This window comes from Cognatishimia maritima (genome assembly GCF_900129685.1).
GTDB lineage: Bacteria > Pseudomonadota > Alphaproteobacteria > Rhodobacterales > Rhodobacteraceae > Cognatishimia > Cognatishimia maritima.
The window spans coordinates 311505-326679 of the sequence record NZ_FQWM01000002.1; the positions used below are offsets into that span (position 1 = coordinate 311505).

The 15175-nt window shown below is 56.1% G+C and carries 17 protein-coding genes; 12 read left to right on the forward strand and 5 right to left on the reverse strand.

The window, feature by feature from the left end; genetic code table 11:
• The first annotated feature begins 110 nt into the window (after positions 1 to 110).
• Entirely contained in the window at positions 111 to 1016 is a 906-nt protein-coding gene (locus BUA39_RS06980; RefSeq protein WP_072792229.1) for a LysR family transcriptional regulator, read from the forward strand.
• A gap of 118 nt (positions 1017 to 1134) precedes the next feature.
• Here BUA39_RS06980 and BUA39_RS06985 read toward each other — a convergent pair whose 3' ends face one another.
• Positions 1135 to 1740: an MlaC/ttg2D family ABC transporter substrate-binding protein gene (locus BUA39_RS06985; protein ID WP_423219930.1), complete on the reverse strand. Its 606-nt coding sequence runs from the start codon at positions 1738 to 1740 to the stop codon at positions 1135 to 1137.
• Complete coding sequence (locus BUA39_RS06990) at positions 1730 to 2449, reverse strand: MlaA family lipoprotein (RefSeq protein WP_242648552.1); 720 nt, start codon at positions 2447 to 2449, stop codon at positions 1730 to 1732. The genes BUA39_RS06985 and BUA39_RS06990 overlap by 11 nt, the downstream gene beginning before the upstream one ends.
• 214 nt (positions 2450 to 2663) lie before the next feature.
• Here BUA39_RS06990 and BUA39_RS06995 point away from each other — a divergent pair, with 214 nt between their 5' ends.
• The 8 genes from BUA39_RS06995 to BUA39_RS07030 all read left to right on the forward strand — a co-directional run bounded on the left by BUA39_RS06995 (position 2664) and on the right by BUA39_RS07030 (position 10082).
• On the forward strand, positions 2664 to 4403 hold the full coding sequence (locus tag BUA39_RS06995) for a type I secretion system permease/ATPase (protein ID WP_072792235.1): 1740 nt from the start codon (positions 2664 to 2666) through the stop codon (positions 4401 to 4403).
• On the forward strand, positions 4403 to 5707 hold the full coding sequence (locus BUA39_RS07000) for an HlyD family type I secretion periplasmic adaptor subunit (RefSeq protein WP_072792236.1): 1305 nt from the start codon (positions 4403 to 4405) through the stop codon (positions 5705 to 5707). The genes BUA39_RS06995 and BUA39_RS07000 overlap by 1 nt, the downstream gene beginning before the upstream one ends.
• Before the next feature lie 74 nt (positions 5708 to 5781).
• A complete protein-coding gene (locus BUA39_RS07005; protein ID WP_072792238.1) occupies positions 5782 to 6243 on the forward strand; it encodes a RidA family protein in 462 nt (153 codons plus the stop codon).
• Entirely contained in the window at positions 6240 to 7007 is a 768-nt protein-coding gene (locus BUA39_RS07010; RefSeq protein ID WP_072792239.1) for a glycerophosphodiester phosphodiesterase family protein, read from the forward strand. The genes BUA39_RS07005 and BUA39_RS07010 overlap by 4 nt, the downstream gene beginning before the upstream one ends.
• A gap of 43 nt (positions 7008 to 7050) precedes the next feature.
• A complete protein-coding gene (locus BUA39_RS07015) occupies positions 7051 to 8232 on the forward strand; it encodes a GNAT family N-acetyltransferase (protein WP_072792249.1) in 1182 nt (393 codons plus the stop codon).
• Positions 8229 to 8519 (forward strand): 4a-hydroxytetrahydrobiopterin dehydratase, encoded by a 291-nt coding sequence (locus BUA39_RS07020; protein WP_072792251.1) that lies wholly within the window; start codon positions 8229 to 8231, stop codon positions 8517 to 8519. Before BUA39_RS07015 ends, BUA39_RS07020 begins: the two co-directional genes overlap by 4 nt.
• A gap of 91 nt (positions 8520 to 8610) precedes the next feature.
• Positions 8611 to 9201: a TetR/AcrR family transcriptional regulator gene (locus BUA39_RS07025; protein WP_084604787.1), complete on the forward strand. Its 591-nt coding sequence runs from the start codon at positions 8611 to 8613 to the stop codon at positions 9199 to 9201.
• A gap of 17 nt (positions 9202 to 9218) precedes the next feature.
• Complete coding sequence (locus tag BUA39_RS07030) at positions 9219 to 10082, forward strand: SDR family oxidoreductase (RefSeq protein WP_072792253.1); 864 nt, start codon at positions 9219 to 9221, stop codon at positions 10080 to 10082.
• Positions 10083 to 10124: 42 nt separating this feature from the next.
• On the opposite strand, the gene BUA39_RS07035 is transcribed toward BUA39_RS07030, so the two are convergent.
• Positions 10125 to 10613, reverse strand: a complete 489-nt coding sequence (locus BUA39_RS07035) for a peroxiredoxin (RefSeq protein WP_072792255.1) — start codon at positions 10611 to 10613, stop codon at positions 10125 to 10127.
• Positions 10614 to 10699: 86 nt separating this feature from the next.
• On the opposite strand from BUA39_RS07035, the gene BUA39_RS07040 reads away from it, so the two are divergent.
• From BUA39_RS07040 to BUA39_RS07050, 3 genes are all read left to right on the forward strand, one after another.
• Positions 10700 to 11908, forward strand: coding sequence for an NAD(P)/FAD-dependent oxidoreductase (locus BUA39_RS07040; RefSeq protein WP_072792257.1), 1209 nt, complete (start codon positions 10700 to 10702; stop codon positions 11906 to 11908).
• Positions 11905 to 12471: a 16S rRNA (guanine(966)-N(2))-methyltransferase RsmD gene (gene rsmD / locus BUA39_RS07045; RefSeq protein ID WP_072792259.1), complete on the forward strand. Its 567-nt coding sequence runs from the start codon at positions 11905 to 11907 to the stop codon at positions 12469 to 12471. Before BUA39_RS07040 ends, rsmD begins: the two co-directional genes overlap by 4 nt.
• Before the next feature lie 181 nt (positions 12472 to 12652).
• Positions 12653 to 13516, forward strand: coding sequence for a DUF2189 domain-containing protein (locus tag BUA39_RS07050; protein WP_072792261.1), 864 nt, complete (start codon positions 12653 to 12655; stop codon positions 13514 to 13516).
• Positions 13517 to 13559: 43 nt separating this feature from the next.
• On the opposite strand, the gene map is transcribed toward BUA39_RS07050, so the two are convergent.
• Positions 13560 to 14390 (reverse strand): type I methionyl aminopeptidase, encoded by an 831-nt coding sequence (gene map / locus BUA39_RS07055; RefSeq protein WP_423219931.1) that lies wholly within the window; start codon positions 14388 to 14390, stop codon positions 13560 to 13562.
• 47 nt (positions 14391 to 14437) lie between these two features.
• Positions 14438 to 15142: a DNA/RNA nuclease SfsA gene (gene sfsA / locus BUA39_RS07060; protein WP_072792265.1), complete on the reverse strand. Its 705-nt coding sequence runs from the start codon at positions 15140 to 15142 to the stop codon at positions 14438 to 14440.
• Positions 15143 to 15175: the final 33 nt, after the last annotated feature.

Here is a 15175-nt window from a genome sequence, read left to right on the forward strand (position 1 = left end):
GATTTACGATCATTGATAAAATCGCGATATTGTCCGTCCTCTGCCCCTTTCGCGCCTCATTTCACCGGCAAATCTAGGGTCAACAACGTATTGACCACAAGGACAGTCACATGGATCGCCTTACGGAAATGGAAGCCTTCGCCACGGTTGTCGACCAAGGCGGCTTCACGGATGCCGCGAAAAAGATGGGCATCTCCAAATCCGCCGTTTCCAAACATGTCTCCAGCCTCGAAGCACGGCTTGGCGCGCGTTTGCTGAACCGCACAACGCGACGCGTCAGCCCAACAGAGATTGGCTTGGCCTATTATGACCGAGCCCGCCGGGTTTTGAACGACGCCGGAGAGGCAGACGCGCTGGTGACATCAATGCAATCTGCGCCTTCGGGCCTGCTGCGCATCTCGGTCGCGACGGATTTCGGTGTGAATCATCTGAGCCCGGTGCTTGGCGAGTTTTTGGCCGATTTCCCTGAAGTGACGGTCAATATGGTGCTGAACAACCGCTATGTTGAATTGATCTCGGAAGGCTTTGATATGGCCATCCGTGTGGGTGAGTTGGAAGACAGCTCTTTGCGTGCGCGCAAGCTGACCGAAACAACGACTCGAATGATCGCGAGCCCAGAGTATTTTGAAAAACATGGCCGCCCGACCAAAATCGACGATCTGAACGAGCACAAACTTCTCCACTATTCCAGCCAGTCCAACGGAGCAGTCTGGAAACTGACCGCCCCATCCGGTGAAAAGCGCCAAATTCGCACCGCGGGCTGGCTGAGTGTAAATGATGGTCAGTCGCTGCTGAACGCTGCGATTGCTGGCCTTGGCATCGCCTACCTGCCCAGCTTCCTTTACGCAGACGCGATGGAGAAGGGCCTTGTCGAAGACGCCATCCCCGATCTGCCAACAGAGACGCAAGGCATCTACGCAGTCTATCCCCCAGGTCGCTTCACGCAGCCCAAGGTTCGAGCCTTCATAGATTTTCTGGTGCATTCCTTTGCGTCAAAGGGCCCGACAGACTGGTGAACTGAGCAGAACAAGTTCCAAAGCCCCGGCATAGCTTCCGGGGTTTTTTGCATGCGCCAGTCCACAAAAAAAGCCAGCCCAAACCGGCTGGCTTTCTAAGCATCACGATGTGGCGGTCTTAGCCTGCCTTCTTCAACTCTGTGATCAGCCCATCAATATTGCCGCGCTGTTTGTCCAGCATCGCGCCGATTTCGCTTTTTTCGGTCAAACGCAGGCTAATCCCTTCGATGATCATATCAAAGAACAGGTCTTTGCCAGATCTGTCTGACACCAAAAAGTTCAACTGAAATGGCGCTTCGCCTTTCAGGTAGGCCGTGCCCTGCACCTCGTAGAAGCTATTGACCTTGCGCGTGCCGTCCACTTCGATCCGACCGCCAACAAACTCATTAAAGCGTTTGCCGTATTTGCGAGAGATATAGCCTGTGAACGCGTCAACATAGGCCCGCTCTTGAGCGCCCGACAGACCGCGTGCATCTGGACCCAGAGCCGAAAGTGCGATGATTTTGACGTCGCCGTAGCGCTTAAAAATCCCTTCGAAATCGCGCACCATGGTCGACAGTGACTTGCCCGAGGCAATCACTTTGTTGATATCATCCACGAGACGTCCGACAAGCACTTCGGCCTGCGAACTGGTCAAGGCCATCAACTGCGATGGCAGCGCGGCAGTGGCGGCCAAAGCCGCAATAAATCCTCGGCGGTTCATAGCGAAACCTTTATTCTGCATAGGGATCATCATAAGGATCTAGATAAGCATCGTCTGCCGTCACTCCAAGCTCGAAGCGACGATTTTGTAGATAAAGAATACGTGTCTGCGCGTAGCTGTCAGCACTTTCGTAAAGCACCGAGTCGATCGTACCGCGCAATTCATAGCGATCGCCCATTCGATCTGCGATATTTGCCGCAGTACCGATGTAGCTTTCCGGGTTGGGCAGCAGAACCGACACGGGATCAAGCGTGAAATCGAGGATGGTGCCCATGGCGTCACGCTCTGTTGACGGCCCAAGCAGGGGCAGTTCGACATAAGCCCCCTCTTTCATGCCCCAGACGTGGAAGGTCTCGCCAAAATCGGTCTCCCGGCGCGGCATGTCGAAAGCATCAGACGGATCGGCGATCCCACCGAACCCAAAAACCGTATTGAACACAAAGCGGAAACTGTTTGCCCCCGCCCCTTTCAGATCACCCTGGAGGATATTGTTCACAATATCGGCTGGCAGAGAAAGGTGATCGGCGAAATTTGACACCAACAGTCGCGCATCTTCGTGCACGACATTGCCGTAGCCATTGGAGACCGGGCGGAACAACACCCGATCAACACCACGGTTGAATTCGTGCACCTTACGGTTGGAAACCTCTTGCGGGTCGTAAATTTCGCCCGCCGGCACAGAGCCATTGTTCGCCGCGCATGCGCTGACGACGCTGAGAGAAACAAACAAGAGGGCGCCACGCCACAATGGACGTGATTTTAATTGGCTTGACGGCGACACGGATTTTCTCGACTTAAAACTAATGAGTCCCATTTAGATTACAGTTTGAAATACACCACACCCAGCATTCTATTCACCTTATTGTTGTGGCACTAGGGACACAGGCAAATTCTTGCCATAGAAATAAGCCATTCTTAGCAGAGCAGCGGTATAAATTAGCGTCATGTCCAAGAATTCAGACCATATCGAAGCCGGATTAGAGGAATTGCGCGCTGCGCGGCGTGAAAGTCGACAGCTTTACTTGGCCGTCGGCCTCTTCAGCGCCTTTGCCAATCTTCTGATGCTGACCGGGCCGCTTTACATGCTGCAGGTTTATGACCGCGTACTTAGCAGCCGCAGCGTTGAAACTTTGGTCGCGCTGACCGTGCTCGTGGCGTTTCTCTATAGCGTGATGGGGATATTGGATTTCACGCGCGGTCGCGTTTTGGCGCGCATTGGCGCTCGGTTCCAGCGCCGGTTGGATCGGCGTGTGTTTAACGCGGTGATCGCAAACACAACGCGTGGACAAGCGGATCGTGCTCAAACGGGGCTGGCTGATCTTGAATCGATCCAGCGCTTTATTGCCTCCCCTGCCCCGACAGCAGCCTTTGACATCCCATGGACGCCGGTATTTTTGATCGGCATCGCGATTTTCCATCCGTGGCTGGGCTATTTGGCCGTTGTTGGCGGCGTCATATTGATCGGTCTGACATTGCTGAACCAAACGTTGTCGACTCAGCCTCTGAACCGCTCAAACATTACGGCCCACCGGGCGTCCCATCTGGGCGAACAACTCCGGTCCGAGGCAGAGATGGTGCAGAGCCTTGGCATGCAGCAGAACGCTTTTGAACGCTGGCAGGCGCGCCGCCGTCTGGCCCTCACTGAGCAACTTGATGCAACTGACATTGGCGGGCGTTTTACTGCACTAACCAAAACCTTTCGTCTGTTCCTACAATCGGCCATGCTGGGCCTTGGCGCATTGCTTGTCTTACGCGGAGAGCTCTCGCCGGGAGCTATGATCGCAGGATCAATTTTGATGGGTCGTGCGCTGGCTCCGATTGAACTGGCCATCGGCCAATGGCCCGTGTTCCAGCGCGCGCGCAAGGGGTGGGACAACCTCGCCAAGCTATTGACCGATACCCCAGAGATCGCGCCGCGCACGGACCTGCCTGTGCCAGCCGCGCGGCTTGAGGCGCAATCGCTCACCGTTATCCCGCCGGGGCAGGCACAAGCCAGCCTGCGCATGGTAAATTTCGCCATCGAACCGGGAGAAGCTGTTGGCGTGATTGGCCCATCTGGTGCGGGTAAGTCGACATTGGCGCGGGCCATCACCGGGACTTGGCGCGCCGCCGGTGGCAAAGTGCGCCTCGACCGAGCGGCGCTGGACCAATACGAACCTGCAAAGCTGGGCGAATACATCGGTTACTTGCCGCAGCGCGTGCACCTGTTTGATGGCACAATCGCTGAAAACATCGCCCGGCTGTCGCAAGCACCGGACGACGCCAAGATCGTGAAAGCCGCGCAGCAGGCCGACGCGCACGACATGATCCTGAAACTGCCAGATGGCTACGACACGCTCGTATCAAGCACAGGTGGGCGCCTGTCTGGCGGACAAATTCAACGCATTGGTCTTGCGCGGGCGCTTTACTCCGAACCTGTTCTTTTGGTTCTGGATGAGCCGAATTCCAATTTGGATAACGACGGTGCAGAGGCTTTGAACGCGACCATCCGCCGTATGAAAGCAGAGGGGAATTCCGTGATCATCATGGCCCACCGCCCTGCAGCGATCCGCGAATGCGACAAGCTTTTGGTACTGAAAAACGGGATTGTCGACGCCTTCGGTCCCCGCGATGAGGTGCTGCGCAAAACGGTCAGCAACCATCAAACGATCCAAAATGCGCAAAATGCCGGAGGGGTACAGTGATGCCAACGGATACCTCTTTCTCGGCCACCCGCTATTTGGTCGTCGGCTTTCTGGCCCTTGCGGCTCTGGTCGTTGGCTTTGGCACTTGGTCCATCGCCACGGAAATCTCTGGCGCTGTGATTGCGTCGGGCCGGATCGAAGTCGACCGCAACCGTCAGGTGGTTCAGCATCTGGATGGCGGTGTGGTGGAGCAAATCCTTGTTGATGAAGGGGACACGGTGGCGGCTGGCGACCCCTTGATTGTGCTGGACGATACCCTGATCAAATCGGAACTCACGATTTTGGAAGGCCAGCTTTACGAATTGATGGCCCGGCGGGGACGGCTGGTCAGTGAACGCGACGATGCTGATCAGATCAGCTTTGACGCAGAACTTCTGGAGGCCGCCGCCAAGAGCCCTGAGATTCAGGACCTCGTTGATGGTCAATCCCGCCTGTTTGCTGCCCGCAAAGTCACTCTGGAACAGGAAATCGAACAGCTCGGCAAGCGCCGCGAACAAATCACAGATCAGGTCGCGGGCATTCGAGCGCAAAGCGACGCGCTAAACAGGCAGCTCGAACTGATTGCCGAAGAACTTGAAGACCAGCAATCGCTGCTGGACAAGGGATTGGCGCAGGCCACGCGGGTTTTGAATTTGCTACGCGAAGAGGCGCGCCTCTCTGGTCAGGTCGGGGAACTCACGGCGAGCAAAGCGCAGGCCGCAGGTCGTATCACGGAGATCGACATAGAGATTCTTAAGTTGCGCACGTCACGCCGCGAAGAGGCCATTACCACCCTGCGCGATCTGCAATACCGCGAGTTGGAACAACTTGAAGCACGTAATGCCTTGAAAGAGCGCCTGTCGCGCCTCGCTATTCGCGCACCGGTGTCTGGCATCGTCTATGGCCTAAACGTGTTTGCGGAAAAGTCCGTGATCAGACCGGCTGACCCGCTGCTGTTTCTGGTTCCGCAAGATCGCCCGCTTGTGATCGCCGCGCAGATTGAACCAATCCATATTGAACAGGTACATGTGGGCCAAGACGTGATCCTGCGGTTTTCAACCTTTGATCAGCGCACCACTCCGGAGTTGAATGGTATCGTCAGCCAAGTTTCCGCAGATATTTTTGTCGATGAGGCCACGCAGCAAAGCTATTACCGCGCGGAAATTCTGGTCAATGAGGGGGAGTTGGACAAGCTAGGCGAAAACCTTGTGTTGATTCCCGGCATGCCGGTCGAAAGCTTTCTGAAAACCGATAATCGCACCCCGCTGGCTTACCTTGTGAAACCCTTCACCGACTATTTTACCAAGGCCTTTCGCGAAAGCTGATTGTCACAAATCTGCGCTTCTCAATCCTGCGTCACCAGTCTAGCTTCGGCGCAAAGACTCAGAGGAGAACCACAATGGGCACATTTGAAAACAAACTGGCTGACCTAGGCATCACATTGCCCGAAGCCCCCGCCCCGGCTGCCAACTACGTGCCATACGTTGTCGTTGGCGATCTTGTATTTGTCTCTGGTCAAATTGCGTCCGGGCCAAACGGGCCGATCATTGGAAAACTTGGCGCTGATATGGATGTCGCTGCCGGAGCAGACGCCGCGCGCAGCTGCGCGATTGCGCTATTGGCGCAGGTGAAGGCTGCATGTGGCGGCGACTTGGATCGACTGGTGAAAGTTGTGAAACTGACCGGCTTCGTGAATTCGACACCGGATTTCGGCGAACAACCCAAAGTGATCAATGGGGCGTCTGACCTTTTTGGCGAAGCTTTGGGAGAAGCCGGACAGCACGCACGCGCGGCAGTCTCAGCCCCAGCGCTGCCGTTTGGTGTCGCGGTGGAAATTGACGGTGTTTTCCAGATCAAATGACCGCGCTTGATCCCCGCTTTCTGGCCACCCCGATCGCGCACCGCGCATTGCATAACGTGACAGACGGCCGCCCTGAAAACAGCCGGGCGGCCATTCAAGCGGCGATTGACGCGGGCTACGGGATCGAGATCGATCTGCAACTGTCCAGCGATGGTGTGCCGATGGTGTTTCACGACTATCGCCTGAACCGTTTGGCGCATTCCAAGGGGGACGTTGTGGACCGCACAGCCAAGGAGCTTTCTGCAATCACCCTAAAAGGCGGTGATGAAGGGATTCCCAATCTGGCCGAGGTCCTGGCGTTGGTTGCGGCGCAAGTCCCATTGTTGATCGAATTCAAAGATCAGGATCGCGGAATGGGTCCGGCGATTGGCCCCTTGGAAGAAGGCGCATCACGGCTGTTGAATAGCTACCAAGGTCCTCTGGCTTTGATGTCGTTCAATCCCCATTCAGTCGCCCGCCTCGCGCAGCTTTGCCCCGAGATCCCACGCGGCTTGGTCACCAGCGCCTATGATCCAGACGTTTGGTCTCCGCTACCAGCGACAACTTGCGACCAGTTGCGCGATATCCCCGACTATGACCGCGTCGGTGCCTGTTTCATCAGCCACGAAGCCGAAGATTTGCAGCGTCCTCGCGTCGCCGACCTTAAGGCGCAGGGTGCCCATATTTTATGCTGGACGGTGACCTCTGCGGCAATGGAAGCCGAGGCGCGCAAGATCGCTGAGAATATCACCTTTGAGCAATACCTTGCCGCGCACCCCGCTTGAAGCGGGGCGTGGCAGAACCACATATGCTCTGTAAGGAGCCGTGATGTCAGAGACCGCAATAGAAATTCAGGCGCATGGGTCATTGCGGGACATCAAAGCATCAGACTGGGATGCTTGCGCGGGCGCTGACGGATCAGAGCGGCCCATCGATCCCTTTACCACCTACCGATTTCTGAAAGCCCTCGAAGACAGCGGCTCTGTTGGGCCGGGCACGGGCTGGCAACCCCAATATCTGACGGCGCATGCGGGCGGGCAAATGATAGCTGCGGCACCGCTGTATGCCAAAGGGCACAGCCAAGGCGAATACGTCTTTGATCACAATTGGGCCCATGCCTATGAACAGGCGGGCGGGCGCTACTACCCCAAACTCCAGATCGCCGTGCCCTTCACGCCTGTGACAGGTGCGCGATTTCTGGTACGGCCCGGCTTTGAAGAAGTGGGCCAAGCCGCGCTGATAGAAGGCGCCATGCGCTTGGCGCAGACGCATGGTGTGGGGTCGATCCATTGCACCTTTTGCACCAAGGAAGAAGCCGAGATTGGCCAGCACCTTGGACTTATGCATCGCACTGGTCAGCAGTTTCACTGGATGAACCGCAGCTATACGAATTTTGATGCTTTCCTGTCGGACCTCAGCTCTCGCAAACGAAAAAACATCCGCAAGGAGCGCGCGCAGGCGCAGGCTTTTGGGGGCGACATTCGCACCTACACCGGATCAGAAATCCAGCCCCACCACTGGGATGCAATGTGGACCTTCTATCAAGACACGGGCAGTCGCAAGTGGGGGTCGCCCTACCTGACCCGTCAGTTTTTTGACCAGATGCACGAGACCATGCGCGATGGTATCCTGCTGGTCTTTGCGGAACGCGACGGTAGGCCCATCGCAGGGGCAATGAATTTCATTGGGCGCGATACGCTGTTTGGTCGCTACTGGGGCTGTTTGGAACACCACAACTGCCTGCATTTTGAAATCTGCTATTATCAGGCCATTGACTGGGTCATTGCGCATGGGCTGCACCGCGTCGAAGCTGGAGCGCAAGGCGATCACAAACTGGCGCGCGGGTATTTGCCGGTTGAAACCCATTCCCTGCATTGGTTTGCCGACGAAGGTTTTTCAGATGCAATTGCCCAATATCTGACGGCGGAACGAGAGGCCGTGGCGGAGGAAATTGAAATCCTCACAGACTACGGCCCCTTCCGAAACGAAACACGAGAGGATCAAGAATGAACGAAAAACTCAGCAGCGCCGCCCGCGATGCCATCCTCGGCCCGCTTTTGGAAACTGGCTGGGAGATCGATGCGGGGCGCGACGCCATTGTGAAGACTTTTAAGTTCAAGACGTTCAATGAAGCCTTTGGCTGGATGACACGTGCCGCCCTTTGGGCCGAGAAGTGGAACCACCACCCGGAATGGCGCAATGTCTACAACACCGTCGACGTTTGCCTGACAACACATGATGTCGGTGGCCTTTCGTCTTTGGATGTCAAACTGGCCCGAAAACTCGACACGCTTTAGCAATTCTTCTCAATAATTTTCGTTTGCCCCCTTGAACGAGGCGCAGGCTTCCCTCATTTGAGTAATGAATATTCATTATTGATTCGAGATCATGCCGCGCCCTAGCAAAGAACAAGTCGCCGAAAACATTCGCAATGCCGTTGTGCGCGCCACAGCGGCCAAGGGGATCAGCGGTGTTTCGATGGCAGATGTCGCCAAAGAGGCCAAAGTCTCTGCTGGCACCCTGTATCTGCATTTCGACAACAAAACAGACATGCTGCAGCAAACATACCTGCACATCAAGCGCGCTTTCTATGCCTCGCTTACGGCCAGTATGACTGCCGCGACCAGCGCAGAAAAAATTCGCCAACTGTGGGTGGGCATGTTTGCCTTTGTCAGCGCCGACCCCCGAGGTTTCTTGTTTATCGACAACACAGGCGCCTTTGAAATCCTGACGGCAGAGCAGGCCGCCGAAGCCCAGATAATGCAGGAAGACATTCGCCAAATTCTGGCCGATGCAATCTCGGACGGCACGCTGGCTGACCTACCGCTAGACGTAGTGACAACCCTGCTGACGGCCCCGGCTCTTTTGATGGCACGCAGTAGCGTCATGCAGGATCGCACCTTTTCCCGCGCCGAATTGGAGCTGACCTTTGACAGGGTCTGGCTCTCTATCAGCGCTTCCCCAACAAACCCACATTAACTCCTTTGGAGAGAACAATGACAAAAGTCATCCTTGTGACCGGCTGTTCAACCGGTCTTGGCATCGCCATCGCGCTTCAGGCCGCAAAAGCAGGCCACACCGTCTATGCAACTATGCGCAACCTCGACAAACGTGCCGCACTTGATGCAGCCATAGCAGAAGCAAGCGTGTCGATGTCCGTCCTGCCACTGGACGTTCAAAAAACAGACACCGTGAATGCTGCTGTTGAACAAATCATCGCAGAACAGGGGCGCATCGACGTGCTGATCAACAATGCTGGCGCTGGCTACATCCGCTCGACCGAGCAGGCCAGTGAAGAAGAAGTTAACTGGGTCATGGACGTGAACTTCAATGGCGTCGTGCGTTGCACCAAAGCGGTATTGCCCCATATGCGCCAAAAGCGCAGCGGTCATGTCATCACAATCGGCTCCGTCGGCGGCCTGGTCGGACAGCCCTTCAACGACATCTATTGCGCGGCAAAGTTTGCCGTCGAAGGCTACACCGAGGCGCTGGCCTCTTATGTTGGCCCGGCATTCGGGCTGCATTTCTCTGTTGTGGAGCCGGGCGGCATTGCCACGGAATTCGCCAATAACGTGCTGAAACAGGTCGAAGAAACCGGTGGCATGTTGGACGATGAATACCTGCCGATCCTTCAGCAATATGTAGCAGGGGCGCAAAGCCGCGCAACGGATGGCGTGTATCAAACCGCAGACGAAGTGGCTGCAGTGGTCATGGATGTGATGAGTGCTGACGAACCACCAGTGCGTGTTCGTTCTTCAGAATGGGCTGAAAACTTTGCCCAGCACAAAACCAAAGCTGACCCAGATGGAAAAGCAGGACAAGCGATGGTGCAGAAATACCTGATGAACGTCGCTGAATAACGCCGAGACGATATGGGCGGGGATCACCCCGCCCGATTTACATTAGATCTTCTCTAACAATTCTTCGCCGGTTGTCAGGCTGCACGTTCCCGCCTGTTCTTCAAGGTTGAGGACCTTGACCTCCCCATCCTCTGCAAGCAGGGCAAACCGCTGACAGCGGTTGAAGAACCCTATCTGCGGCGCGTCAAATTCCAGCCCCAGCGCCTTGGTCAGTTCCGCTTGATGGTCGGCCAGCATTGTGATCCCAGCATCCGCCGCACCAGAAGTTTGCTCCCAACGCTTCATCACAAATGGGTCGTTGACGGCGATACAGATAATTTCTTCCACGCCTTTGGCTTTGAAGCCCTCAGCGGTGCGTATGAAACTCGGCAAATGCGCGCGATCACAGGTGCCAGTAAAGGCACCGGGCAGACCAAAAAGAACGATCGTGCGACCCTTGGACAAGCTTGCCAGTTCCACATATTCAGCGCCTGACTCCTCCATCGTTGAAAGTGTCGCGTTGGGCAAATTGTCCCCGACTGAAATCGTCATTCTGCTGTCTCCGTGATTGCGTTTTGGTCTTTAGCGGATATAGGTTTTCTGCCGCATTCGGCAATGCGATTTGGGAAGGAATACGTATGGAGCACGTGATTGTTGTCGGAGCAGGTCAAGCCGGGGCCTCCTGCGTTGCCAAACTGCGTGCCGAAGGCTTTGAGGGTCAGATCACCTTGATCGGGTCGGAAGCCGCCCTGCCCTATCAGCGCCCGCCGCTGTCCAAGAAGTACTTGCTGGGTGAATTTGAATTGGAGCGGCTCTATCTAAGACCGCAGAGTTTCTACGAGCAGAACAACATCACCTTGCGGCTTGGGCAATCCGTGGACGCCATCGACCCGGTCGCGCGCACGGTCTCTATAGGCGGGGAAACGCTGACCTATAGCGATCTTGTCTTTGCAACCGGATCTTCCCCGCGCCATCTGCCCGCCTCGATTGGAGGCAACTTGCAGCGCGTCTATACCATGCGTGATCTCGCAGACGCTGACGCCATGGCACCTGAATTCATCGCTGGTCGTCATGTTTTGATCGTCGGCGGTGGCTATATCGGGTTAGAGGCCGCAGCGGTCGCTGCCGCGAAGGGGTTGAACGTCACTTTGGTTGAGATGGCTGACCGCATCCTTCAACGCGTGGCTGCGCCTGAGACTGCCGATTACTTCCGCGCTTTGCATCAGTCGAATGGGGTCAAAATTCTTGAAGACACCGGCCTGAAAGAACTTATTGGAGACGGCGAAGTCAGTGGCGCGGTTCTAAGTGATGGCACCCAGCTTGATGTCGATTTTGTCGTCGTTGGGGTTGGTATCGACCCAAACACGACGCTGGCAAAGGATGCCGGTTTGAAACTGGAAAATGGGATCGCGACAGATGCCAAAGGCCAGACCTCCCATCCCCGTATCTGGGCCGCGGGCGACTGCGCTTCGTTCCCTTATCACGGCCATCAAATCCGGCTTGAGAGCGTGCCCAACGCGATTGATCAGGCCGAAGTTGTCGCCGCGAATATCCTTGGAGCCAATCGCGACTACCACGCCAAGCCTTGGTTCTGGTCCGATCAATACGATGTCAAACTGCAGATCGCGGGGCTGAACACGGGCTATGAATCGGTAGTAAAACGTGACCATGGTGAAGGCAGTCAATCTGTCTGGTATTATACGGGCGATCAGTTGATGGCGGTGGATGCCATGAACGCGCCGCGCGACTATATGATCGGCAAGCGCCTGATCGAGGCGGGAAAATCTGTGCCGGCTGAGGTCGTTGCGGATGCCGCCGCTGACCTCAAACCCTTTCTAAAAGCATGAGGATCATCGCCGGAGAATTTCGTGGGACGGCGCTTGCCTCGGTCGGTAAGGGCGACGCAGGGGCGCATCTACGGCCCACAACAGATCGGGTTCGGGAAAGCCTGTTCAACGTTCTCATGGGCGGTAAATTCGGCGATCCCATCTCGGGCGCGCGGGTGCTTGATCTGTTTGCAGGCACTGGCGCGCTTGGGCTGGAAGCGCTTTCGCGCGGGGCTGACAGTGTCTGTTTCGTGGATGACGGTCGCAAATCGGCGAACATTATTCGACAGAATATCCAAATCACCCGAAGCAAGACGCGGTGTCAGATCATCTCCCGTGACGCACTTCGGCTGCCAGCCAATACGGCCCCGCCCTATGACTTGATCTTTCTGGACCCGCCCTATGGCAAAAACCTTGGCCAAAAAGCGCTTAACACCGCTGCTGCGGGCGGATGGATTTCCAAAGACGCTTTGGTGGTGTTTGAAGAGAGTTCGCCGCAAATTCCGCCCGAGGGTTTCACAGCCTTGGATCACAGAAGATACGGCGACACACATGTGTCTTTCTTTGAGTATGCGGGGGCATAGCCCCTTCTCGCTGTGAACCTCACGCGGCTTTGTGAACGCCATGTTCTGAAAACATGCTATACTCCCACTAGATCGCGGGCCTAAGCGGAAGCACACATCGGCTCGTGGGATGACCTTGGCCATCCTGAGGAGCGTTTGTGTTCCGTGATCCCGGCCTGCTTGAACACTCAAGGAGGAAGAGATGGTTCAAACCATAGGAAACCCATTATCATGGGGGGCGCAGGCGCTTGGCGGGGCCGGACGTGCTGCGAATGATGTTGCCACTCACCTGGGCAGCGAAGAGGACATCCGCCCGACTGTCCTACCGCTCGACATTCACGATATCAGCACGGCGCTGAAACTCGGTTGGCAGGACGTGATGCGGTTTCGCAGCGATGTCTTTGCGCTTGTGGTTGTGTATCCGATGATCGGCTTTGCATTGGCATTTTTGGCCTTTGAGCAGGCGCTTTTGCCGATGCTCTTTCCGATGGCGGCGGGGTTTGCACTGCTTGGTCCGGTGGCCTGTATCGGCATGTATGAAATCAGCCGCCAGAATGAGGAAACAGGAAGCGCCAGTTGGGGCACTGCGCTGTCGGCCTTGCGAAGCCGTGTCATTGGACCTGTCATGGTCCTTGGCTTTTTCATGCTGGTTTGGTTCATGCTGTGGATGGCGGCGGCATTTGCGATTTATGCGATCACGCTTGGCCCAGCGATGCCCATAAGCACCATGGGATTCATATCTGACGTGCTTACAACCTCATCCGGTTGGATTATGATCCTGCTTGGCGTGGGCGTTGGTGCGGTGTTTGCCTTTGTGGTGCTGCTGGTCTCTGCGGTTGGGTTTCCGATGCTGATCGACAAGCCAGTTGGGCTGCCAATTGCGGTCGCTACCTCTGTGCGCGCGGTTCGGCTGAACCTAAAGCCCATGCTGCTTTGGGGACTTGTTGTCGCGGCGATGTTGGCGTTGGCGACAATCACGGTGTTCTTGGGGTTGGTTCTGGTGCTGCCGTGGCTTGGGCACGCGACATGGCACCTCTATCGACTGACAATCGCCTTTGACGGCTAACAAGAAAAAGGGCGCTTCATGCGCCCTTTGTCATTTCAAGTGGTTAGCTCTTGTAGGTCGGGTGATACATCCCCGCTGGCGACAGCGTGAAAATATCAAACCCATCTGAGGTCACCCCAATCGAATGCTCAAACTGCGCAGATAGGGATTTGTCGCGTGTGACTGCTGTCCAATCGTCGGCTAAAACCTTGGTTTCCGGACGGCCCAGATTGATCATCGGTTCAATTGTAAAGAACATGCCCTCTTCAAGGATTGGACCGGTGCCCGGACGCCCGTAGTGCAGCACGTTTGGCGGCTCATGGAATTGACGTCCCAAGCCATGGCCACAGAAATCACGCACAACACTCATCCGGTGGCCTTCGGCATAGGACTGAATAGCGTGGCCAATGTCGCCAAAGGTGTTGCCGGGTTTGACGGCCTCAATGCCTTTCATCAGGGCGTCGTGGGTCACCTGGATCAGCCGCTCTGCCTTGCGGGGTAGTTTTCCCGCCACATACATCCGGCTCGAATCGCCATACCAGCCATCGACAATGGTTGTGACGTCGATGTTCAGGATATCGCCATCTTTCAGCTTCTTGTCACCGGGGATGCCATGACACACCACGTGGTTCACAGAAATACAGCTGGCGTGCTGATACCCTTTGTAGCCGATGGTTGCCGAGGTCGCCCCAGCCGCTTCGACTTTTTCGGTGATGATCCGATCAATCTCACCGGTGGTCTGGCCCGGATAAACATGCTCCGCGATTTCGTCCAGAATACGCGCGGTCACCTGACCTGCGGCATGCATGCCTGCAAAGTCGGCTTCCTGATAGATCCTGATCCCGTCGCGGGTCTGTCCTGCCCTTCCAATCATCCGGCTGCTCCAAATCTTCATACGTTCCCCTTACTTAGGATGGATCAACCAGAAGGACCAGAGGGGGGCTAGCGATTAAAAGGTAGCCGACGACCAACGGTAATGCCTTGCGGAGAAATACGGCAATCATAGGCCAGCACCTCAACCCCCGCCGCTTGGGCCGTATCAAAAGCTGCGGCATAGGTCGGGTCGATATCTTCGGCCAAGGTCACATGATCGCAATCGGTCCGCTGCACGAGGTAAAGCATCATCGCCCTGCCGCCACTGCGTACAACCTCCGCCAACTCCTGTAAATGTTTGGTGCCGCGTGCTGTGACGCTGTCCGGGAACTCTGCCTTGCCGGGTATTCGCGACAGCGTGACCGACTTCACCTCCACGTAAAGGTCTTGGCCCGCACCATTGGAAAGCAGAAAATCAATCCGACTGTTCTGGCCATATTTCACTTCGGGGCGAACGTCTGTGTATGCCGCCAGCTCTGGTACCTCACCCGCCATCAAGGCTACGCGCAACGCGCGATTGGGGACAGAGGTATCGACCCCAGTAAAATGCCCATTCTGGTGATCCACCAACCGCCAGCCGTATTTCAGTTTCTTTTGCGGATCATCGTTGGGTTCGAGCCAAATGCGCAGCCCTTCATCCTTAAGGCCCATCATTGAGCCGGGGTTGGCACAATGGGCGGTGACTTCGGTGCCGTCGTCCAGAATGGCATCCGCAAGAAAACGTTTGTAGCGCCGCACAAGCGTTGCGGGGATCAAAGGCGTGCCGAATTCCATGTGCCCGTCATATCAGGCCCGCCGTGCATGAGA